This window comes from Halolamina salina (genome assembly GCF_054653455.1).
In genome coordinates, this window is record NZ_BAAIGE010000002.1 from 500,185 (window position 1) to 520,398 (window position 20,214).

Sequence of the window (20,214 nt, forward strand, 5' to 3'; positions counted from 1 at the left end):
CCCCCAAAAAAGGCCGCCGATGCGGCGCCGGCCGTCGGCCCACGGGCTCTTCCCTCTCCGTACACACAGCCACGGGCATGGAACAGACGCTCGCCGACCGGGTCAGGGAGTTGCAGTCCGTCGACGCCGACGCGTTCGCCCAGCGGGCCGCACAGGACGCGGAGGTCGTGAAGTCGCTGCTCCGCGAGGGGGCGTTCGACAACCACCGCGCCGTGGTGGGGATGGAGTACGAGTTCTACGCCGCCGCCGACGGCCGGTGGGCGGAGAACGACGCGACCGACGGCACGCTGATGCGGGTGCCACGGCGGCTGTTCGACCTGCTCGACTTCGAGAAGGAGCTCGGGCTGCACAACGCCGAGATGACCACCAGCCCGCAGCCGTTCAACAGCTACGGGATGGCCGCACAGTCCGCCGAGATCCGGTCACACCTCCAGAACGCCCGCGACTGCACCAAGGCAGAGGGGATGCGGCTGGTCAGCGACGGCATCTGGACGATCCCGCCCGCGGGCGAGACCGCACGGGAGTATCTCACCGACAGCGTCGTCGACGACGGCGTCCGGGTCGCGGTCAACATGAGCGACGCCGTGCGCTACCACGCGATGTCCAACAGCGGCGCGCTGGCGGGGCCGATGACCGTCGACGCGCCCAACGTCGACATCGAAGCGGACACGGTGATGCCCGAGAGCCTGATCACGTCGATCCAGCCTCACTACCAGATGAGCCGGGCGGCCGACCTCCCCCGGCACCACACGTACGCGCTGCGGATCGCCGGCCCGCTGCTCGCGCTCGGGGTGAACGCCCCGTTCTTCCCGCCGGACCTCTACGCCGACGGCGTCGACGCCGAGACGATTCTCGACGAAGCGCACGCGGAGCACCGGATCGCCGTGTTCGAGTCGGTGCTCAACACCGACGACGCCGAGAAGGTCGCGTTCCCGCCGGATCTGGACACCGTCGAGGAGGCCGTCGACCGCATCGCGGGCGACGACGTGGTGGTGCCGATCCCGACCGACGACGACGGCGACCGATTCGACGACCAGTTCCCGACGTTCCGGGCGAAACACGGCACGTACTGGCGCTGGGTGCGGCCGGTGTTCGGCGGCTCGACCCGCTCGGCGGCCAACGCCCGCATCGAGTTCCGCCCGCTGCCCGGCCAGCCGACCGTGGCCGACACGGTCGCGTTCCTCGCGGCCTTCGCGGGGCTGATGCAGCAGCTCCCCCGCCACGCCCACCCGGTCGACGAACTCGACTGGGCGACCGCCGAGTCGAACTTCTACGACGCGATGCGTGAGGGGCTGGACGCCGACCTCCACTGGATCACCGCCGACGGCGCGCGGACGACCGACACCGACGAGTTGTACGACGACCTGCTCGCGAACGCGAGCGCGGGGCTGCAGTCGGCTGGCTGCTCGGAAGCCGCCGCCGAGGAGTACCTCGCGCCGCTACGCTACCGCGTCGAGAACCGCGTGACTCCGGCGTCGTGGAAGCTCGACCGCGCACGCGACCGGACCGAGGACGGGGAGCCGTTCGCCGACGCGGTGCAGGACACCAAACGCGAGTACGTCCACCAGCAGCGTGAGACGCTGCTGCAGGGGTCGTTCGCGGATTGGGCGTAGGACGGTCACACGGCTGTTCGACGGTGGAAAGCGGGAGAACGTGAAACGCGGCGTTTTGCTACAGACACCATCGCGGCATCGGCTCCGAGCAGCGACACGACGGTCGCTGCCGGTCGCCCGCCGCGATCGGTTTAGAGCAGCTTGTCGATCTCCTTCTCCTTCGTGACCTCGACGCCCTCGTCGGTCACGACGGCGATGTTGATCCCGTTGCCGGAGGCGGTGTCGCGCTCCATCGCGCTCTTGATCGCCTTGGTGGCGACGGTCTTCGCGTCCTCGATCCCCATCTCCTCCTCGAACTGCTGTTCGAGCACGCCCAGCGCGAACTGGGAGCCGGAGCCGGAGACCGCGTAGTCCTCCTCGGTCGTGCCGCCCAGCGCGTCGATGGAGTAGACGTGCGCGCCGGTGTCGTCGACGCCGCCGAGGATGGGGGAGACGATGTAGAACGCGCCCGAGCGCAGGAGGTTACCCGTCAGCGTGGAGAGCGCCTGCATCGACATCTGCTTGCTGCGGCGGACCTCGAACAGGTTCGACTCGGCTTTCAGCGTCTCGATCAGCGACTGGGCCGCCGACACCGAGCCGGCGATGGTGAGCGCGCCCGTCGGGTGGATCTGCTCCACCTTCTGGACGTCCTTGCTGGAGACCATGTTGCCCATGCTGGCACGCATGTCCGTCGCGAGCACGACCGCGTCGCCGGCGTTGATGCCGATCGTGGTCGTCCCGGTCTTCATCCCATCGTCGGTCGCGGCCTGTGCACGACGCTCGTCGGCGTGGGGGAACTCCCCGAGTTCGGGGCCGAAAACGTCGGACTGGTCGCCGCTCAGCGGGTCGAGTCCTGACCGATCAGCAGGTGTTCGCATTGACGAACGCTAGTCGGGGAACGCTGATAAAGCCACCCCTTCGGGGAGAACTCCCCGCTTTCGAAACCCCGGCGGCGCCGCTTCGCGGGCGGCGCTCGAAGAGAAAGCCCTCGGCTACTCCGTCGCCTCGTAGGCGGCCTTCGTGCCGTCGACGGCTCGACCGAGCGGCAGCGGGACGCCGAGGCGGCGGGTGAACAGCGCGACCGGCAGCAGCGCGATCCCGAGCAGGACCGTGAGCTGGTAGAGTGCGAACAGCGCGACGCGGCGGATGGTTCGGCTCATCTGCGTGGTGGTTCCGATCGGGTCGCGGTATAAGTACTTGTCGGGCTCGACTCTGGCGACACCCCAATGCCTGCGTGCGTTTCTACTGTAGTTGTGGCGAGGGAAAGCGGACTGGGATATCTGATAAAGACGGGCGATAACGCACGGCGCTCATACGGAGTATCGCTGTAAGTTATGCAGGCGTTCGGCGGATGGTGCGCGGGGGCAGCGTCGGTGGGGAAACCCTGAAACGCACCGTCGGCGTACGGGGCGGTATGAGCGACTCAGACTGGACCGACGCCATCGTCGGCGAGCGCATGGCGGTCGATCAGCAGTTCGCCGCGGAGGTCCGTGACTCCCCGTTCTCGAACCAGGAGTGGGGACTGATCATGACGGCGGCGGAGTTCGAGATCGCCGACGCCGACGATCCCGAGGACGCCCGGATCGTCCCGGACACCGACAAGGTGGCGGGGATCATGCCCGAGGTCGAGAAGATGGAGCGCGGGATGGGCGGCGCCCCCGCCGGCGCCGGCGGCGATAGCGGGGGAGACGGCGACGGCGTGTTCTCCTCGGTGAAAGACGCCCTTGGCGTCGGCGGCGACGGCGGCGGCGAACCCGACCGGATGGACGAGGCCGAGGAACTGCTCGAACGCTACGCGGAGACGCTACAGGAACACTTGATCGAGAAGGGGCGGTGGGAACAGGTCCGCATCGCCTATCAGGAGTAGGGCGCTCCCGAGGCCGGCGTTAGCTGTTGGCGATCTCCGCGTCGTCGAGCGGGAAGTCGACGTCGACCTCCTCGCGGCTCTCCTCGCTCAGCGTGAGTTCGAGCGCCTGCCCGCAGTCCGGGCAGGGGACGACGACGTCGATACGGAGCGACTCGCCGGCACCGCGGATGTCCGTGACGGTGCTGTCGGTGGTCGTGAGGTACTCGCTGTCGAGTTCGTGATCACAGGCCATACCACCCCTTGTGAGGCCACCCGTTTCAGTACATCGGCCCGTTGCCGACTCCTTTTTAACCGTCTCCCGCCCAACGGCGAGTATGAGCGATTTCGGCCTCGACCTCACCCGCGCCGAGGAGGAGCTCCCCGACGACGACGGGGCGGGTGACGTGGTGCTCGGGGTACTGGACGGCGAAACCGACCCCGACGAGTGGATCGACGCCGTCCGGTCGGGCGACGTGCTCGTCCTCGACGTGGCGGGCGACCTGAACACGCTGGCCGCGGGGTTCGCCCGCGAGATCCGGGCGGAAGGCGGGTCGCTGACCCACTTTCGAGGGTTCCTCGTCGTGGCGCCGTCCGGCGTCGATATCGACGCCGACAGGCTGTAAGCGCCGGCTCCGACTCGGTGTGACCGCTGACGACCGAGCGCGACCTTTCTCGACACTCGACGGCCGGTAGCCCCCGCTGTTATCCCGACGCCGCCCGTAGTTCTCCCCATGCCCACGTACACGCGCCGCACTCGCGTCGACGCCCCGCTTTCGGAGGTCTGGGCGTTTCACTCCCGGGTCGAGGGGCTGGAGGCGCTCACCCCCGGGTTCATGCACCTCGAGGTCGGCGAGGTCCGCGGCCCCGACGGGGAACCCGACCCCGAGGTGCTGATGCAGGGCAGCGAGATCGAGATGTCGCTGCGTCCGTTCGGTGTCGGGCCGCGCCAGCGCTGGACTTCGGTCATCACCGACCGCGAGGAGGGCAACGGCGTGGCGTGGTTCCGCGACGAGATGCGCGGCGGCCCGTTCCCGCGCTGGAAACACACCCACCGCTTCCGCGGGGACGGCGACGGGACGGTGATCGAGGACCGCGTCGTCTACCGGCTCCCGCTTGGCGGGCTCGGTCGGGCGCTGGGACCGCTCGGCGTCGTCGGCTTCGAGCCGATGTTCCGCTACCGCCACCGGCAGACGAAGAAGCTGCTGGAGTAGCGACGTCTCACACGGCGGCCGGCAGCAGCGCCGTCACGAACACGACGCCGAGCCAGCCGGCGGCGTTCCACCACGGCACCCCGCGGACGCGCGGGCCGGGGAGGGCGTCCGCGTACGCCCACGCGCCGTCGCGGACCGCGCTCGGTTCGACCGCGGCGTCGGCAAGCGTCGCCAGCACCGCGGCCAGCCCGGCGACGGCGACCGGACCGTCGACGATCAGCGACGCCGTCCGGACTGCGAGGTAGACGACGGCGGGCCACGCGAGCAGGATCGAGACGGGGACGCCGACGAGTCGCGGGCGGAGGTAGTGGGTGAACAGCCCGGCCCGGATCGCGGGCGCCTCGACGGCGAACGCGACCGCGATACCGCCGGCGAACAGCACGACCGTCTCCGAGGGCGGCCACGTCAGCAGCGCGTGAAGCAGCGTCGCGAGGAACAGCGCGATCTGGCTCCCGACGTAGCGCCGCGCCGTGGCGTCGTCGATGGGCCGGCCGGCCGTGGCATCGGTCGAGTCAGTCACGGTTCCGTGCCTCGGCAGTGAGGTAGATGCCCAGCAGGACGACGGCACCACCGACGATCGTCGTCGGCGTGGGCACCTCGCCGGGGAGGAGAAGCAGCGCGAGCACCGTGCTCCCGACTGGCTCGCCCAGCAGGCTGACCGAGACGACGCCGGACTCGACGTGGGCGAGCGCCCAGTTGATCACGGTGTGGCCGAAGATCCCCGGGCCGACCGCCATCCCGAGGAACAGGAGCCACTCGTGGCGCGGGTAGTCGACGAGCGGGGCGCCCTGTGCGACGGCGACGACGAGCAGGACGACCGAGCAGGCGACGTACACCACGACGACGTAGGGGACGAGCGAGACGCGCTGGCGGAGCGACCGTCCGGCGAGTACGTAGGCGGCGGCGCAGACGGCGCCGACGAGCGCGAGCGCGTTGCCGTACGTCCCGGTTCCCGCCAGTCCGTCCGAGCTGCCGAACCCCATCGCCGCCAGCAGCGGGTCGCCCAGCGACATCGTGGCGGCGCCGAACAGCGCCACGAAGATCCCGACGAGCATCCGCCGGGTGAGCCGCTCGTCGAGCAGCGCCCACGCGCCGACGGCGACGAACAGCGGCTGGCTCTGGACCAGCGTCACGCTGGCGGCGACGGAGGTGTGGTTCAGGCTCTCGAACCACGACGCGAAGTGTAGCGCGAGCGCGACGCCGGTAAGCCCCGCGACCCCCAGATCCCGGAGCTCGATCGCCCGGAACTCGTGGCGGTAGCGGCCGACCGCCCACGGCAGCAGGAACGCGGTCGTGAACACCACCCGGTAGAACGCCTTCACGACGCTCGGCGCGCCCGACCAGCGGATCAGGATGGCGCTGGTGCTGACGGCGACGACGGCGACGGCCAGCGCGGCCATCGGCGGCACTCGCTCCTCGACGGCGGCGAAGGACACGCCGAACGCTCCTCTCGCCGGGCGCTTACCCGTTTCGAAGGGAGCAATCCAGTGTCCTCCCCGGCCGATGTGGTCGTCAGAGGGACCGTCGTCGTCGGGCGATACTGACTCACGTAGCGAGGACAAGAGACAATCCTTAAGTCCGAACCGGGACCTACGTGGAAGTGCCCGCCCTTAGCTCAGACTGGTAGAGCAGCCGACTGTAGATCGGCTTGCCCCCCGTTCAAATCGGGGAGGGCGGATTTCTCCTGCGAACGGAGTGAGCAGAGAAATCCAACTGAGCCGATTTGAGCTTGTGAGTCGCAGCCGACGAGCGTAGCGAGTCGGATCGTCTCACAGTGTTCAAATCGGGGAGGGCGGATTTCTCCTCCCGACGCTCGATCGACGAGCAACGCGTATGTCGTCGACGCCGATGGTCCGAGCTCACGGGCTAAATGACGTCCCGTTCGCGGAGCGCCTCGATCGTCGCCTCGTCGACGCCGACCGATTCGAGTACCTCTCTCGTGTGTTCGCCCATCCCCGGAAGCCCGGAATCCGGCCCGCGCCGGCGTTCGGGCGTCGATTTCGCGGGGAAACCGACCCGAGGCACACCAGACCCGTCGTCCTCGACGATTCCGCGACTCCTGATGTGGGGATCGCCGATCGCCTCCTTCGGCGTCCGAACAGGTGCGAACATCACGTCCTGCTCACCCAGTTCCTCCTCCCACTTCGCCTGCGTCTTCGACCGGAACGTCGTCGCGAGGGTCTCCCGGACCGCCTCCCGAACGGCCTCGTCCTCGGCGTGGTGGTTCTCGATCAGTTCGGGGTGATCCAACGCCTCACAGAGGGTCCGCCAGAACTTCGGCTCGAGCGCGGCGATCGAGACGTATCGGTCGTCCGCGGTCCGGTAGAGGTCGTAACAGGGGAGCTTCCCGGTCAGTTCTGTCCCCCGCGGCCGTGGATCGCCCCCGGCGAACGCCGCCGACGCCACCGGCTGTGCGAACGACAGTATCGCGTCGGTCATCGAGACGTCGACGAAGCTCCCGGCTCGGTTACCGAGCGACCGACTGAGCAACGCGCTCACGACACTGAACGCGGCGAAGAGGCCGCCGGCCATGTCCCCGATGGGGTAGCCCGGGATCGCGGGCTTCCCGTCGGTCCGTTCCCGCGTCATGTCGACCAGCCCCGCGACGCTCGCGTAGTTGAGGTCGTGCCCGACCCGATCACGGTACGGCCCCGCCTGTCCGTATCCGGAGAGCGAACAGTAGACGATCTCCGGATTGTGCTCGCGAACCGACTCGTAGTCGATGCCGAGTTTCTCGGCGACGCCCGGCCGGAACTGCTCGATCACCACGTCGGCCTCCGCGACCAGTTCGTGGAAGAGTTCGCGCCCGTCGTCGTCCTCGAGGTCGAGCGTGATGCTCCGCTTCCCCTCGTTGACCGCCGCGAAGATCGTCCCGACGCCGTCCGGCGTCTTCGGCGCCATGGACCGGGCGTAGTCACCGACGCTCGGCTCCTCGACTTTGACGACGTCGGCGTTCATGTCCGCGAGGAGCTGCGTCGCGTACGGGCCCGGTAGCAGCCGCGTCAGGTCGAGAACGCGAACCCCCGTGAGATCCATACGCCGTCTCCACTGCGAACACGCTTAAAAAGTGGTCCCGCGGGGAATCTGTCTCACCGTCTCCCGATGGATCAGCGGTGTCGGCGACGAGCCGACTGCCTACGAATCCGGATCGGCCCACGGGTCCTCAGCGTCCGTGGGCTCCAGTGCCCGCTCGATGTCTGCCTCGTCGAACTCTGTCGAGGACAGCACCATCGCGAGGCGCTGCCAGCGGGCGCTGAGGTCGCCCTCGCCCTCGGGCCCCACGCGGGCGCCGTGGGTCTTGAAGAACTCCGTGCCGCGGTCGCGGCGCGACCCCTCGCCGGTGTGGCCGTCGAACACCGCGTCGAAGCGGCCGCCGGGTTCGAGGTCGCTGACGGGGAAGTCGTGGCTCGGTTCCTCGCCGCGTTCGTGGGCCTCCGCGCGGCGCTCCGCGACGGCGCCGAAGTACTCGTCGGCGTTGGCGGCCTCACGGGAGGACTGCGCGCGGGCACACGCGAGCGCCGCGTGCACGGCACAGAGGCGGCCGCGCCACTCGTCTGGCTCCCAGCGTTCGGTCGCCAATTCCTCGTAGCGCGCCACCTGCGTCGCGACGTCCTGCCCGGCCCGGAGGTCCTCGACGACGTAGAGGTTCAGCCGCTCCCAGAGGTTCCAGCCGAACCCCGAGCGCGCGAGCTCCCACGCCGCCCACGCCGCGATCTCCTCGTCGGAGCGCCGGACAGCCTTCTGGAGCAGGCTGGAGACGACGTACCGACTGAAGCCGCCGTCGGTCTCGTCGGGGTCTTTCTCCTCGCCGAAGTCGTCCTCGCCGGTCGCTTCCGGCGGCCGATCGGTCTCCAGCGTGCCGTCGCTGCCGAACGTCGCCTGTCGCTCGTCGCCCATGTGCTCGTCGCCGGCGGCCGGCGCCTAAACGCTCTCGGTACGGCGGGTGGCCGGCGTCGATCCGCCGGTGCCCATATCCCGACTCACTCGGTCGTCGTCGCTCCGTCTCCGTCGTCGCTCACGTCGTCGTCGCACCCCTCGTCGCTGCTCGTGTCGCCGCTCGGTTCGTCAGTCTCCTCGCCGACGACTGTCTCGTGGACACGAACGCCCTTCTCCGCGAGGTGGCGCATCTGCTTGCGGGCGAACTCCTCCTCGCGGGTGCCGTGGGTCGCGAGCACGACCACCTCCGCGCGCCCGACCGGGCGCATCGTGCGGCCCGCGCGCTGGGCGCCTTGTCGGCGGGAGCCGCCGAGCCCCGACGCGACGACCGCGAGTTCGGCGTTCGGGAGGTCGATCCCCTCGTCGCCGACGCGGGAGACCACGAGCGCGTCGCGCTCGCCCGTGCGGAACGACTCGAACAGGCGCTCGCGCCGGTGGTGGGGCGTCTCGCCGGAGACGAACGGGGCGTCGAGTTCGTCGGCGATCGCCTCGCCCTGATCGAGGTAGTCGACGAACACCAGCGCCTTGCCGTCGTGGTCGGCGAGCAGTCGGCCGATCTCCTCGATCTTGCGGGGATTGGTGGCTGCCAGTTGGTGGCGCTCGCGGCCGTCGGCGCTGGCGTACTCGTTCTCGGCCAGTTCGTCGTCCCACGGGAGGTAGCGGAGTTCGACCTCGGGCTCGGCGACGAAGCCGGCGTCGAACAGCGCCGACCAGTCAGTCCCGAGCGGCGGGCCGATCAGCGTGTAGATGTCGGTCTCGTCGTCGCTCTCCCGGACCGGCGTGGCGGTGAGGCCGAGGCGGTGTTTGCTCTGCAGCGCCGCGGACCGTCTGAACACCGGCGCCGGGACGTGGTGGGCCTCGTCGAACACGATCAGCCCCCACTCGCGATCGTCGAACAGCGTCCGGTGGCGGTCCATCCCCGCGATCTGGTAGGTGGCGATCGTGATCGGCCGGAGCTGCTTCGCGCCGCCGTGGTACTCGCCGACCTGCTCCGGGTCGACGGTGGTGTGGCGCTCGATCTCCTCGCGCCACTGTCCCGCGAGTTCGCGGGACGGAACGAGAATCAGCGTCTCGCCGCCGACTGCCGCGAGCGCGCCGAGCGCGGCGACGGTTTTCCCGGAGCCGGGCGGGCCGACGAGGACGCCGGCCTGCTTCTCGAGGAAGCTGTCGACCCAGGACTGCTGGTACTCCCGGAGGTCGGTCGTGAGTTCGGCGTCGATCGGGTCGCCGCTCTCGAGGTCCCGGTCGTCGACGACCGGGTAGCCCGCCTCGTAGAGCGTGCGCTTGATGTTCGCGATGGCGTCCTCGTTGACCCACGCCTCGGTGTCGGAGATGGGCGCCCGGATCGCGTCGTCGTCCAGTTTCTCCATCGCGACGTTGCCCATGAGGTCGTCGGTGGCCGCGGTGAGGACGGTGTAGCCGTCCTCGTGGGTGTCGAGCCGGAAGCGGTTGGCCCGTTTCCACTGGCTCTCGACCCACTCCTCCAACCCCTCGTAGCGCCGGGGGAACACGCCCCGCATCGTGAGGATCAGGTCGGCGACGCCGTCGAAGGGGGCGGACCAGACGTCCTCCGGGCGAATTCGGTAGAGGTAGCCGCGCGTGCCGGGCTCGGTGCCGGTGGTGTCGACGAGGTGGGCGAACTGCGAGAGGCGGGCCTGCGTGTACTGCGTCGGACGGTCGACGACGATCTCCCGCCGTTCTGGGAAGACGACCACGCGCTCGCGCGAGGCCAGCTCACCCCACTCCGTCGGGTACCAGATCACGGGGTCGTTCTCCACGTCGACGCGTTCGAGCAGCCCCTCGTCGGCGAGCCGGGAGAGCGCGTTATCGGCATCGGCTTGGTTGGCGTCGAGGCGGCGGGCGAACTCGCCGGCCGTCAGCAGCGGCCGACCCTCCGCCTCGACGGCGTCGTAGAACTCCGAGAGGGAGAGATCACTCATTACCCGCGGTTGGCGGTCGGGGGGAATACGCCTTGCGAGTGACGGCGCACGCCCGCGAAACTCAGTGCGAGCAGTCCGCGCGGTCGAGCTCGCCCTTCGAACGGAAGCGGCCGTGACAGTCGACACAGCGGAGGTGGCCGTCGCCGGGCTCGGTGACCAGCTCGTGGCCGCGGACGTAGAACGGCCGAGGCACGTCGCGCGGGCGGATGTGCTCGGGGACGTGCTCGTCCGAACGCTCCGAGAGCGTGCTGCGGAGCCGGATCGTCTCCACGTCGGTCCGGTCCCACTGCTCCGAGCGCTGGGCGGCGCCGATGTCGGCGACCTCCGTCCACGCGGTGACGACGACCGGCGAGGTGGTGTCGGTGTCGCAGACGACCACGACGAGCCGGACCCCCTCCTCGACGCGGGCGAACCGCCAGCCGTCGCTGCTGTTCCAGCGGAGCTGTCCCCCGCGGATCGCGGCGTCGATGCCGTCGAGGGTGACGTAGCGGCCGCCCTGTGCGAGCCGCTGGCGGACGTGGTCGGTCAGGGAGTACTGTCCCGGGTTCCGGATCGGCGGGTCTTCGGGCCGCCGCCGGGTCGCCTCGGGGACCGCCGCCTGCTCGGCCGTACGGTGCTTGGTGTCTGGGCCCGGGGCGCCCCGGCCGTCCGGGCCGTGGTCACGGGATGCCACTACCGGCGGCTTCGTACTGGAGGGTTATTCCTCTTGCGCCGGTATCACACTGCGTCAGCGCGACGAAAAACGGGTCGGGAGGCGGCGTCGACGGTTCAGCTGAGGAGGCCGAGCCCCTCGATGCGCTCGACGATCTGCTCGACTGCCTCCTGTGCGTCCTCGGTACGCTTCCCGCCCGTGATGACGATCTTCCCGGAGCCGAACAGGAGGATCACCACGTCCGGCTCGTCCATGCGGTAGACGAGGCCGGGGAACTGTTCGGGCTCGTACTCCACGTCCTCAAGCCCCAGCCCGATCGCGAGCGCGTTGAGGTTGAGGTTGTGCCCGAGGTCGGCGCTCGAGACGATGTTCTGGACGGTGATGTCGGGGTCCTCCTCGACCGGGATGGTGAGGTCGCGGAGCTTCTCGAAGATGATGCCCAGCGCCTCGTGGACGTCGTCGATGCTCTTCGCGCCCGTGCACACGATCTTCCCGGATCGGAAGATCAGCGCCGCCGCCTTCGGACTCTGCGTCCGGTAGACGAGGCCGGGGAAGTTGTCGGGGTTGAAGTCCGCGCCCGGGAGGTCCTCCGCCAACGCTTCGAGGTCGAGCTCCTGCCCGATACCCGTCGATGCGACCACGTTCTGGATCTCGATTGATTCTGCCGGCGAACTCATCGTTCACCCTTTATTGCTCACCCTGCCCTTATAAACGGTTCCCTTATATACCGGTTCGCCGGTGTCGATGGCGGATCGTGCGAACAATCTCTCACGGTAACGCCACCCAGTGGCCGATCGAAACATCAGGGTTAAGTGTTCCACACCCATCGGATGGAATGCGAAGAACGCGCCGCGGCCCGGGACGATCCGGGACGGTGCGTGGACCCGACTCGCTTCGATGGGTTTATGACCCATCGAGCGAAACATACGGGTCCGAAGAAAGATGAGGACGCCGCCCCCGTGGTCCGCCACAGGACGGCTTCTGATGTGAGCCCTGGTAGTTCGGTGTCCCCCGGTTCGGCCGGCGGACAGCGAACGGTAACCGATACGCAATACCAGATTGGTAACGATCACGTCGTGTGATCCGACCCGCCACCCACGTGCAATAGCACGTACACATTCCGGTTGATCCTGCCGGAGGTCATTGCTATCGGGGTCCGATTTAGCCATGCTAGTCGCGCGGGTTAGACCCGCGGCGTATAGCTCAGTAACACGTGGCCAAACTACCCTACAGACGGGAACAACCTCGGGAAACTGAGGCTAACTCCCGATACGCGTCGACTGTTTGAATACACCGACGCTCAAACGCTCCGGCGCTGTAGGATGTGGCTGCGGCCGATTAGGTAGACGGTGGGGTAACGGCCCACCGTGCCAATAATCGGTACGGGTTGTGAGAGCAAGAGCCCGGAGACGGAATCTGAGACAAGATTCCGGGCCCTACGGGGCGCAGCAGGCGCGAAACCTTTACACTGCACGCCAGTGCGATAAGGGGACCCCGAGTGAAAGGGCATATCGCCCTTTCTTTTCTGAACCGTAGGGAGGTTCAGGAACAAGAGCTGGGCAAGACCGGTGCCAGCCGCCGCGGTAATACCGGCAGCTCGAGTGATGACCGATCTTATTGGGCCTAAAGCGTCCGTAGCTGGCCGCGCAAGTCCGTCGGGAAATCCACCCGCTTAACGGGTGGGCGTCCGGCGGAAACTGCACGGCTTGGGACAGGAAGGCTCGAGGGGTACGTTCGGGGTAGGAGTGAAATCCCGTAATCCTGAACGGACCGCCGATGGCGAAAGCACCTCGAGAGGACTGATCCGACAGTGAGGGACGAAAGCTGGGGTCTCGAACCGGATTAGATACCCGGGTAGTCCCAGCCGTAAACGATGTTCGCTAGGTGTGACACTCACTACGAGTGAGTGTTGTGCCGCAGGGAAGCCGCTAAGCGAACCGCCTGGGAAGTACGTCCGCAAGGATGAAACTTAAAGGAATTGGCGGGGGAGCACTACAACCGGAGGAGCCTGCGGTTTAATTGGACTCAACGCCGGTAACCTTACCAGCCCCGACTACGGTGATGACGGCCAGGTTGATGACCTCGTCACGACGCCGTAGAGAGGTGGTGCATGGCCGCCGTCAGCTCGTACCGTGAGGCGTCCTGTTAAGTCAGGCAACGAGCGAGACCCGCGTCCCTAATTGCCAGCATGCCCCTTGTGGGTGATGGGTACATTAGGGAGACTGCCGCCGCCAAGGCGGAGGAAGGAACGGGCAACGGTAGGTCAGTATGCCCCGAATGGGCTGGGCAACACGCGGGCTACAATGGCCGAGACAATGGGTTCCAACCCCGAGAGGGGACGGTAATCTCAGAAACTCGGTCGTAGTTCGGATTGCGGACTGCAACTCGTCCGCATGAAGCTGGATTCGGTAGTAATCGCATTCCAGGAGAGTGCGGTGAATACGTCCCTGCTCCTTGCACACACCGCCCGTCAAAGCACCCGAGTGGGGTCCGGATGAGGCCTGTTTCACAGGTCGAATCTGGGCTCCGCAAGGGGGCTTAAGTCGTAACAAGGTAGCCGTAGGGGAATCTGCGGCTGGATCACCTCCACTGACCGGGATCTGCCCTTTCGGGCAGACCCACCTTTCGCCGTTCGGTGTGCCGGTTCGACCGGGCACCTCAGAACTACCAAGGCTCCATAGGGCTCGTAGCTCAGTGGGAGAGTGCCTCCTTTGCAAGGAGGATGCCCGGGGTTCGAATCCCCGCGAGTCCATCTCGGATAGAAGGAAACCGTGCGGGTTATATGCCCCACGGAAGTACGATGGAATCCAGAACGATCGATGCACCAGACCGCGAGAGCGCGTCTGGGAAGGGTCAGAGTACGCTCCCGTGACACCCACGGGACGTACGTTGACGACCGTGTGTAAGCGTAGTCCAGGCACCCACTGGACCCGTACGATATCGGGTTGCAGTGGAACGACGATTACCGACAGACGGCTACTATGCCGGCTGATGGATTGCTCGGCTCGAGTGCCGAAGAAGGACGTGCCAAGCTGCGATAAGCCTCAGGGAGCTGCATGGAAGCGTAGAACTGAGGATCTCCGAATGGGAATCCCCACCGCAATTGCCTCGCGCAATGGGGAACGTCCTGAATTGAAACATCTTAGTAAGGACAGGAAGAGAAAGCAACTGCGATGTCGTTAGTAACCGCGAGTGAACGCGATACAGCCCAAACCGAATCCGCAAGGACATGTGGTGTACAGGCTGGCTCCCAGCACTCGACAGATCACGAGAAGTCTCTTGGAACAGAGCACGAAACAGGGCGACAGTCCCGTACCGTGATCCAGTAGAGTGTGCGCCAGTTCTAGAGTAGCGGGGGTTGGATATCCCTCGTGAATGTCGCGGGCATCGACCGCGAAGGCTAAACACTCCTCGAGACCGATAGCGAACAAGTAGCGTGAGCGAACGCTGAAAAGCACCCCGAGAAGGGCGGTGCAATAGGGCATGAAACCAGTCGGCGATAGAGCGACGGGGCTTGAAAGGCCCTCTTCAAAACGACCGAGGCGCGAGCCTCCAGTAGGACGAAGAGGGAGCCGAAGTTCCGTCGTACGTTTTGAAAAACGAACTAGGGAGTGTATCTCTTTGGCGAGTCTAACCTGATTATCAGGGAAGGCGTAGGGAAACCGATAGGGGCGCAGCATTGCCAGGCCCACCGTGTTCAAGCGCGGGGAGTCGAAGGGATACGACCCGGAACCGAGCGATCTACTCTGGAGCAGGGTGAAGCGTGCCGAAAGGCACGTGGAGGCCCGTTAGGGTTGGTGTCCTACAATACCCTCCCGTGACTCGAGAGTAGGGGTGAAAGGCCCATCGAGCTCGGCAACAGCTGGTTCCAACCGAAACATGTCGAAGCATGACCTCATCCGAGGTAGTTTGCGCGGTAGAGCGACCGATTGAGAGACCCGCCTCCGAGAGGAGTCGGCCTCTCTGTCGAACTCCGAACGTGCAAACGCCGTGGACGATGGGAGTCCGGTGCCCGGGGTAAGCTTGGGTACCATGAGGGGAACAACCCAGAGCTGGGTTAAGGTCCCAAAGTGTGGATTAAGTGCGATTGGAAGGTAGTCTCGAGCCCTAAACAGCCGGGAGGTGAGCTTAGAAGCAGCTACCCTCTAAGAAAAGCGTAACAGCTTACCGGCCGAGGTTCGAGGCGCCGAAAATGATCGGGGCTCAAATCCACCACCGAGACCTAGCGGCGCTGGTAACACAGCGACCCAGTAGGTTGGCATTCTGGACGGGTGGAAGCTCGGGCGAGAGCTCGCGTGGACCGTCTAGTAACGAAAATCCTAGTCATAGTAGCAGCGAAAGTCGGGTGTGAACCCCGACGGCCAGAAGAGTAAGGGTTCCTTGGCACTGTTAGTCAGCCAAGGGTTAGTCGATCCTAAGGTCCCTCGTAACTCGCAGGGATCGAAAGGACAGCTGGTTAATATTCCAGCACCATCGTGCAGTGAAACCGACGCTTTCGGAACCATCGAGCCGGGTCTTCGCCCGGTCGAATCGAGGAAGCTCGTGGACGCCGTAACGGCAGGAAGCGAGCGAAGCTCGAGATAGCGAAAGTCGATGTTACCAAGAGCCCGTGAAAAGGGAGCACGATGACCGTACCGAGATCCGACACAGGTACTCTGCCAGAGCAAGGCGCGGCCTGTCGGGACAACCGACGTTAGGGAATTCGGCAAGTTAGTTCCGTACGTTCGCAATAAGGAATGCCTGCCTCAAGCGAGGCAGGTCGCAGTGTCTTGGGCGCTCCGACTGTCTAGTAACAACACAGGTGACCGCAAATCCGCAAGGACTCGTACGGTCACTGAATCCTGCCCAGTGCGGGTATCTGAACACCAAGTACAATTGGACGAAGGACCCGTCAACGGCGGGGGTAACTATGACCCTCTTAAGGTAGCGTAGTACCTTGTCGCTTCAGTAGCGACTCGCATGAATGGATCAACGAGAGCGCCACTGTCCCAACGTTGGACCCGGTGAACTGTACGTTCCAGTGCGGAGTCTGGAGACCCCCAAGGGGAAGCGAAGACCCTATAGAGCTTTACTGCAGGCTGTCGCTGAGACGTGGTCGCTACTGTGCAGAGTAGGTAGGAGCCGCTACACAGGTACCCGCGCTAGCGGGCCACCGAGGCACACATGAAACACTACCCGGTAGTGACTGCGACTCTCACTCCTGGCGGAGGACACCGGTAGCCGGGCAGTTTGACTGGGGCGGTACGCGCTCGAAAAGATATCGAGCGCGCCCCAAGATTTCCTCACTCGGGTCGGGAACCCGAGGAAGAGCGCAAGAGCAAACGGAAGTCTGACAGTGTCATTCCCAACGAGTGACGCTGACGCGAAAGCGTGGTTTAGCGAACCAACCATGGTCCTTGATGGGCCAGGTTGCTGACAGAAAAGCTACCTTAGGGATAACAGAGTCGTCACGCGCAAGAGCACATATCGACCGCGTGGCTTGCTACCTCGATGTCGGTTCCCTCCATCCTGCCCGTGCAGAAGCGGGCAAGGGTGAGGTTGTTCGCCTATTAAAGGAGGTCGTGAGCTGGGTTTAGACCGTCGTGAGACAGGTCGGCTGCTATCTATTGGGGGTGTAATGGTACTTGACGAGAACGATCGTATAGTACGAGAGGAACTACGATTGGTGGCCACTGGTGTACCGGTTGTTCGAGAGAGCACTGCCGGGCAGCCACGCCACACGGGGTAAGAGCTGAACGCATCTAAGCTCGAAACCCACTCGGAAACGAAGTACCGTTGAGGTCACTCGTAGAAGAGGAGTTAGATAGACTCGGGATGTACGCGCCAAGGCAACGAGGCGTTGAGTCCGCGAGCACTAACAGACCGAAGCCATCATTCATCCGGTAATCTCTCTGCACTGCGCCCGTATCGAACGGGTCCAGGTGCGAACTGGACTACGCTTATTCACACGGTTCGATCCACACCGAGCATGGTATTTCGTGGTTCGATTCCACGACTCGGCGTGAGACGGCCAGAGTGGTGAGGCAACACCCGTACCCATCCCGAACACGGAAGTTAAGCTCACCTACGTGTGGGCGAGTACTGGCGTGGGCGACCCGCTGGGAAAGTGCACTCGCCGTCTCTCTACTCATTGCGGCATTCTCGAACCTTCGAGCGGGAAGCGAAGCGATCGCTCCCCGCTCGTTTTCGATACCTCGAGCGGATATCCCATCCGCCGCAACACGTATTTTTATACCCGTTCGGGTGTTGTAATCGACAACGATGCCCGACGCTGGCCCGGCACTCCTCTCGTTTGGAGTGGATCGGGCGATGCGGGCGCTACGCGAGCACGCGGCCGGACAGAACGTCATCGCGGTGGTGACCGACTCGACGGCCGACGAGTGGCATCGCCGCTGGGAGCGATCCGGCGGCGACGCGACACAGCTGGCGATCGTCGACTGCTTCGACTTCAGCCGTGGCGCCACGACGGAGACACGGACGAACGTCGTCTCGAACGAGCTCGTCGTCACCGAACTGGAGCGCCCGCTCACCGGCGAGGCGATCCGGTCGGTGTGCGATCGGTTCCTCGACGGGTGGGACGAGAGCCCGCGCGGGACCGTGGTGTACGTCGAGTCGCTGCGTGACCTCCGCGAGGATACCGATCGGGAGACCGTCGAACCCCTCCTCGATCGGTTCCGTGCGCGCACCACACAGGACGGTTCGGGGATCGTCGCCGGCGTCCCCGAGGATACGCTGTGCGACGCCGTCGCCTTCGGCGACGCGTTCGCGGAAACCGTCGGCGAACCGGCGTTCGACTCCGACGCGCCGACCGCGGTGCGACGGCTCCGGGCGATCGACCCGACAACGTTCGGCTACTTCCGGCAGTACTGGCGGGACGCGATCGAGATCTTAGATCGGGTCGACCGCTCGTACGTACAGGCCGGCCAGCTCGACACCGATCTCTCCTCGCGTACGCTCGGCGCGACGCTGTCAGCGTTGGCACAGTTGGACGCACTGGCGGTCCGAGCCGACACGAACGGACCGAACCGGTACGACTGCCGGCGCTACGACCGCGAGCGCGCCGCGGAGCTCGGGCTCGCGGTCGAGCTACTCCCCGACTGACGGCGCCGCGAGCGAACTCTCGACGACGGTGCCGTCCGGGCGGAGCGTCACCGTCCCGAGCATCGTGGTCTCTCCGGGTTCGGTCGTTGCCGCGATCGCCTGAAGCGTCTCCTCCTGATCGAGCCGTTCCCAGAGCACCTGCTCCACCATCCCTTGGAACGAATCGGGGTCGGTCCATCCCGAGTCGATGTCCGACGGCACTCTGACCACCACGCGCAGCTCGCTCTCCGTCACACGAATCCCGACGCCGAACGTGTCACCCTCGCGTGCCTCGTCCGTCCCGTCCGCGTCGTCGCTCATGCCCGGCACTCGGGTCCGACGGGGCAAATCCCCTCCGGCTCGCCCGTGTGTGAGAGTCTCAGCCCCGGACGGCGCCGATGGGACGGCTTTTGTCCGGGAACCACGTCGGCTGTTCCAATGAGTTATCGGATCGGACTCGTCGGCAAGCCCTCCGTGGGCAAGTCGACGCTGTTCAACGCCGCGACGATGAACGACGTGCCGGAAGGCGCCTACCCCTTCACGACGATCGACCCGAGCGTGGGCGAGGCGTACGTTCGCGTGGAGTGTGCCGCCCCGGAGTTCGATGAGACGTGTACACCGAGCGTCGGCTACTGCGACGACGGCACCCGGTTCGTCCCGGTCAAGCTCGTCGACGTGGCCGGCCTGATCCCCGGCGCCCACGAGGGGAACGGACTGGGCAACCAGTTCCTCGCGGACCTGAACGAGACTGACGTGCTGGTCCACGTCGTCGACTTCTCCGGCGAGACCGACCTCGAGGGCGAGGCCACCGAGGGCCACGACCCGCGCGAGGACATCGCGTTCCTCGAGAACGAGATCGACATGTGGTATCTCGACGTGCTGGAGAAGGGGATCGAGCGCCACCTCTCGGGCTACCACGGCGGCGACGGCGACGTGGAGGAGGCGCTGGGCGAGCAGATGGACGCGTTCGGCATCGTCGCCGAGGAGATCAAGCAGATCATCCTCGGGCAGGGGATCGGCTTCGACCCCGAAGCGTGGGACGACGACGAGCGCGAGGAACTGGCCCGCGAGATCCGCAAGCGCACCAAGCCGATCGTGATCGCGGCCAACAAGATGGACACGCCCGCCGCACAGGAGAACTGGGCCGAGATCACCGAGGAAGAGCAGTACGACCACCTCGACTTCGTGCCCGTCAGCGCCCACGCCGAGAAGTCACTGAAGAAGGCGAACGACGCCGGCGTCGTGGAGTACACCCCGGGCGAATCCGACTTCGAGATCGTCGGCGACGTGAGCACGGAGCAGGAACAGGGACTCGAACAGATCCGCGAGTTCGTCGGGAACTACGGCGGCACCGGCGTGCAGGACGTGCTCGAGACCGCGCTGTTCGAGACGCTGGGCTGTATCGGCGTGTTCCCGGGCAGCGCCAACGGGTCGAAAGACGAGAAGGGCGTGTTCCGGGACTGCTTCGTCCTCCCCGAGGGCGGCACCGTCGAGGACTTCGCGTACACCATCCACTCCGACGTGGGCGACGGCCTGCTCCACGGCATCGACTGCCGTTCCGGCCGACAGGTCGGCGCGGACCACGAGCTCGCCCACCGCGACGTGGTCGAGATCGTCACCACCGGCTGACCGCTGGCTACTTCTCCCCCGACGCCCGACGTGCCGGCCGTGCAAGTCGACTGCAAGCTGTTCGGTCCGTTCCGCGACGACGCCGGCGTCGAGGACGTGGGCGGCGAGTACGACCCCGGAACGACCGTCGGCGAACTTCTGCGCGGTCTGGAGGCCGAGTACCCGAGCCTCGACGGCCGGCTCGTCGACGAGGAAGCGGGCGAGACTGAAGGATCGACGGTCGTGACGGTCGACGAGAAGAACGTGACCCACCTCGACGGGCTCGCGACCGAACTCGAAGACGGTGACGTGGTCCGGATCGTCCCGTCGGTGTACGGCGGGTAGCCCG

The 20,214-nt window shown here is 66.1% G+C and carries 18 protein-coding genes, 2 tRNA genes and 3 rRNA genes; 12 read left to right on the top strand and 11 right to left on the bottom strand.

Annotation, left to right across the window (positions count from 1 at the left end; genetic code table 11):
- Positions 1 to 77 precede the first annotated feature (77 nt).
- The gene (locus ACYQZ5_RS03170) at positions 78 to 1,613 is read left to right on the top strand and encodes a glutamate-cysteine ligase family protein (RefSeq protein ID WP_379731767.1); all 1,536 of its coding nucleotides are present in this window, start codon (positions 78 to 80) and stop codon (positions 1,611 to 1,613) included.
- A gap of 131 nt (positions 1,614 to 1,744) precedes the next feature.
- Here ACYQZ5_RS03170 and psmB read toward each other — a convergent pair whose 3' ends face one another.
- Both psmB and ACYQZ5_RS03180 read right to left on the bottom strand, forming a co-directional pair.
- Positions 1,745 to 2,470 (bottom strand): archaeal proteasome endopeptidase complex subunit beta, encoded by a 726-nt coding sequence (gene psmB, locus ACYQZ5_RS03175; RefSeq protein ID WP_379731766.1) that lies wholly within the window; start codon positions 2,468 to 2,470, stop codon positions 1,745 to 1,747.
- Between the two features lie 114 nt (positions 2,471 to 2,584).
- Positions 2,585 to 2,752, bottom strand: a complete 168-nt coding sequence (locus ACYQZ5_RS03180; protein WP_379731765.1) for a hypothetical protein — start codon at positions 2,750 to 2,752, stop codon at positions 2,585 to 2,587.
- 254 nt (positions 2,753 to 3,006) lie between these two features.
- Between ACYQZ5_RS03180 and ACYQZ5_RS03185 the strand changes: the two genes are divergently transcribed.
- A complete protein-coding gene (locus ACYQZ5_RS03185) occupies positions 3,007 to 3,459 on the top strand; it encodes a DUF5799 family protein (protein ID WP_379731764.1) in 453 nt (150 codons plus the stop codon).
- Between the two features lie 19 nt (positions 3,460 to 3,478).
- Here the strand turns inward: ACYQZ5_RS03185 and ACYQZ5_RS03190 are convergent, their stop codons facing one another.
- Positions 3,479 to 3,691 carry a hypothetical protein gene (locus tag ACYQZ5_RS03190; protein ID WP_379731763.1) on the bottom strand — a complete coding sequence of 71 codons (213 nt, stop codon included), beginning with the start codon at positions 3,689 to 3,691 and terminating at the stop codon, positions 3,479 to 3,481.
- 82 nt (positions 3,692 to 3,773) lie between these two features.
- On the opposite strand from ACYQZ5_RS03190, the gene ACYQZ5_RS03195 reads away from it, so the two are divergent.
- On the top strand, positions 3,774 to 4,061 hold the full coding sequence (locus ACYQZ5_RS03195) for a DUF5779 family protein (RefSeq protein WP_379731761.1): 288 nt from the start codon (positions 3,774 to 3,776) through the stop codon (positions 4,059 to 4,061).
- A 108-nt stretch (positions 4,062 to 4,169) separates the two neighbouring features.
- The gene (locus tag ACYQZ5_RS03200; RefSeq protein WP_379731760.1) at positions 4,170 to 4,649 is read left to right on the top strand and encodes an SRPBCC family protein; all 480 of its coding nucleotides are present in this window, start codon (positions 4,170 to 4,172) and stop codon (positions 4,647 to 4,649) included.
- 7 nt (positions 4,650 to 4,656) lie between these two features.
- Here ACYQZ5_RS03200 and ACYQZ5_RS03205 read toward each other — a convergent pair whose 3' ends face one another.
- Together ACYQZ5_RS03205 and ACYQZ5_RS03210 are read right to left on the bottom strand one after the other, a co-directional pair.
- Positions 4,657 to 5,169 carry a carotenoid biosynthesis protein gene (locus ACYQZ5_RS03205; RefSeq protein WP_379818365.1) on the bottom strand — a complete coding sequence of 171 codons (513 nt, stop codon included), beginning with the start codon at positions 5,167 to 5,169 and terminating at the stop codon, positions 4,657 to 4,659.
- The gene (locus tag ACYQZ5_RS03210; RefSeq protein WP_379732255.1) at positions 5,162 to 6,049 is read right to left on the bottom strand and encodes a DMT family transporter; all 888 of its coding nucleotides are present in this window, start codon (positions 6,047 to 6,049) and stop codon (positions 5,162 to 5,164) included. Before ACYQZ5_RS03210 ends, ACYQZ5_RS03205 begins: the two co-directional genes overlap by 8 nt.
- A 204-nt stretch (positions 6,050 to 6,253) precedes the next feature.
- Between ACYQZ5_RS03210 and ACYQZ5_RS03215 the strand changes: the two genes are divergently transcribed.
- A tRNA-Tyr gene (locus tag ACYQZ5_RS03215) sits at positions 6,254 to 6,327 on the top strand.
- 188 nt (positions 6,328 to 6,515) lie between these two features.
- On the opposite strand, the gene ACYQZ5_RS03220 is transcribed toward ACYQZ5_RS03215, so the two are convergent.
- The 5 genes from ACYQZ5_RS03220 to ACYQZ5_RS03240 all read right to left on the bottom strand — a co-directional run bounded on the left by ACYQZ5_RS03220 (position 6,516) and on the right by ACYQZ5_RS03240 (position 11,854).
- Positions 6,516 to 7,685 (bottom strand): CaiB/BaiF CoA transferase family protein, encoded by a 1,170-nt coding sequence (locus tag ACYQZ5_RS03220; RefSeq protein ID WP_379732254.1) that lies wholly within the window; start codon positions 7,683 to 7,685, stop codon positions 6,516 to 6,518.
- 99 nt (positions 7,686 to 7,784) lie between these two features.
- On the bottom strand, positions 7,785 to 8,546 hold the full coding sequence (locus ACYQZ5_RS03225) for a hypothetical protein (RefSeq protein ID WP_379818364.1): 762 nt from the start codon (positions 8,544 to 8,546) through the stop codon (positions 7,785 to 7,787).
- A gap of 83 nt (positions 8,547 to 8,629) precedes the next feature.
- Entirely contained in the window at positions 8,630 to 10,525 is a 1,896-nt protein-coding gene (locus ACYQZ5_RS03230) for a DEAD/DEAH box helicase (protein WP_459845138.1), read from the bottom strand.
- A gap of 61 nt (positions 10,526 to 10,586) precedes the next feature.
- Positions 10,587 to 11,198: a hypothetical protein gene (locus ACYQZ5_RS03235; RefSeq protein ID WP_379732204.1), complete on the bottom strand. Its 612-nt coding sequence runs from the start codon at positions 11,196 to 11,198 to the stop codon at positions 10,587 to 10,589.
- 95 nt (positions 11,199 to 11,293) lie between these two features.
- Positions 11,294 to 11,854, bottom strand: a complete 561-nt coding sequence (locus tag ACYQZ5_RS03240; RefSeq protein WP_379732203.1) for a TATA-box-binding protein — start codon at positions 11,852 to 11,854, stop codon at positions 11,294 to 11,296.
- Between the two features lie 440 nt (positions 11,855 to 12,294).
- Here ACYQZ5_RS03240 and ACYQZ5_RS03245 point away from each other — a divergent pair.
- The 5 genes from ACYQZ5_RS03245 (at position 12,295) to ACYQZ5_RS03265 (ending at position 18,278) form a co-directional block, all read left to right on the top strand.
- Positions 12,295 to 13,766: ribosomal RNA gene (locus tag ACYQZ5_RS03245) — 16S ribosomal RNA — on the top strand.
- Between the two features lie 91 nt (positions 13,767 to 13,857).
- Positions 13,858 to 13,929, top strand: a tRNA-Ala gene (locus tag ACYQZ5_RS03250).
- Positions 13,930 to 14,143: 214 nt separating this feature from the next.
- Positions 14,144 to 17,055: ribosomal RNA gene (locus tag ACYQZ5_RS03255) — 23S ribosomal RNA — on the top strand.
- A 124-nt stretch (positions 17,056 to 17,179) separates the two neighbouring features.
- A 5S ribosomal RNA gene (rrf, locus tag ACYQZ5_RS03260) occupies positions 17,180 to 17,301 on the top strand.
- The 16S, 23S and 5S rRNA genes sit together here with 1 tRNA gene alongside, the layout of an rRNA operon.
- Positions 17,302 to 17,486: 185 nt before the next feature.
- Positions 17,487 to 18,278 carry a DUF7504 family protein gene (locus ACYQZ5_RS03265; protein ID WP_459845142.1) on the top strand — a complete coding sequence of 264 codons (792 nt, stop codon included), beginning with the start codon at positions 17,487 to 17,489 and terminating at the stop codon, positions 18,276 to 18,278.
- Here the strand turns inward: ACYQZ5_RS03265 and ACYQZ5_RS03270 are convergent.
- Positions 18,264 to 18,578 carry a DUF8124 family protein gene (locus tag ACYQZ5_RS03270; protein ID WP_379731367.1) on the bottom strand — a complete coding sequence of 105 codons (315 nt, stop codon included), beginning with the start codon at positions 18,576 to 18,578 and terminating at the stop codon, positions 18,264 to 18,266. The genes ACYQZ5_RS03265 and ACYQZ5_RS03270 overlap by 15 nt on opposite strands.
- A gap of 117 nt (positions 18,579 to 18,695) precedes the next feature.
- Between ACYQZ5_RS03270 and ACYQZ5_RS03275 the strand changes: the two genes are divergently transcribed.
- Both ACYQZ5_RS03275 and ACYQZ5_RS03280 read left to right on the top strand, forming a co-directional pair.
- Positions 18,696 to 19,886: a redox-regulated ATPase YchF gene (locus ACYQZ5_RS03275; RefSeq protein WP_379731366.1), complete on the top strand. Its 1,191-nt coding sequence runs from the start codon at positions 18,696 to 18,698 to the stop codon at positions 19,884 to 19,886.
- A 39-nt stretch (positions 19,887 to 19,925) separates the two neighbouring features.
- Positions 19,926 to 20,210 carry a ubiquitin-like small modifier protein 1 gene (locus ACYQZ5_RS03280; protein ID WP_379731365.1) on the top strand — a complete coding sequence of 95 codons (285 nt, stop codon included), beginning with the start codon at positions 19,926 to 19,928 and terminating at the stop codon, positions 20,208 to 20,210.
- Positions 20,211 to 20,214 lie beyond the last annotated feature (4 nt).

Excerpts from the sequence above, each read along its gene's own strand:
- ACYQZ5_RS03220 (WP_379732254.1), bottom strand. The coding sequence starts at position 7,685 with ATGGATCTCACGGGGGTTCGCGTTCTCGACCTGACGCGGCTGCTACCG.
- ACYQZ5_RS03230 (WP_459845138.1), bottom strand. The coding sequence starts at position 10,525 with ATGAGTGATCTCTCCCTCTCGGAGTTCTACGACGCCGTCGAGGCGGAG.
- ACYQZ5_RS03240 (WP_379732203.1), bottom strand. The coding sequence starts at position 11,854 with ATGAGTTCGCCGGCAGAATCAATCGAGATCCAGAACGTGGTCGCATCG.
- ACYQZ5_RS03210 (WP_379732255.1), bottom strand. The coding sequence starts at position 6,049 with ATGGCCGCGCTGGCCGTCGCCGTCGTCGCCGTCAGCACCAGCGCCATC.
- ACYQZ5_RS03265 (WP_459845142.1), top strand. The coding sequence starts at position 17,487 with ATGCGGGCGCTACGCGAGCACGCGGCCGGACAGAACGTCATCGCGGTG.
- ACYQZ5_RS03275 (WP_379731366.1), top strand. The coding sequence starts at position 18,696 with ATGAGTTATCGGATCGGACTCGTCGGCAAGCCCTCCGTGGGCAAGTCG.
- ACYQZ5_RS03170 (WP_379731767.1), top strand. The coding sequence starts at position 78 with ATGGAACAGACGCTCGCCGACCGGGTCAGGGAGTTGCAGTCCGTCGAC.
- ACYQZ5_RS03270 (WP_379731367.1), bottom strand. The coding sequence starts at position 18,578 with ATGAGCGACGACGCGGACGGGACGGACGAGGCACGCGAGGGTGACACG.
- ACYQZ5_RS03185 (WP_379731764.1), top strand. The coding sequence starts at position 3,007 with ATGAGCGACTCAGACTGGACCGACGCCATCGTCGGCGAGCGCATGGCG.
- ACYQZ5_RS03225 (WP_379818364.1), bottom strand. The coding sequence starts at position 8,546 with ATGGGCGACGAGCGACAGGCGACGTTCGGCAGCGACGGCACGCTGGAG.
- ACYQZ5_RS03180 (WP_379731765.1), bottom strand. The coding sequence starts at position 2,752 with ATGAGCCGAACCATCCGCCGCGTCGCGCTGTTCGCACTCTACCAGCTC.
- ACYQZ5_RS03195 (WP_379731761.1), top strand. The coding sequence starts at position 3,774 with ATGAGCGATTTCGGCCTCGACCTCACCCGCGCCGAGGAGGAGCTCCCC.
- ACYQZ5_RS03190 (WP_379731763.1), bottom strand. The coding sequence starts at position 3,691 with ATGGCCTGTGATCACGAACTCGACAGCGAGTACCTCACGACCACCGAC.
- ACYQZ5_RS03200 (WP_379731760.1), top strand. The coding sequence starts at position 4,170 with ATGCCCACGTACACGCGCCGCACTCGCGTCGACGCCCCGCTTTCGGAG.
- psmB (WP_379731766.1), bottom strand. The coding sequence starts at position 2,470 with ATGCGAACACCTGCTGATCGGTCAGGACTCGACCCGCTGAGCGGCGAC.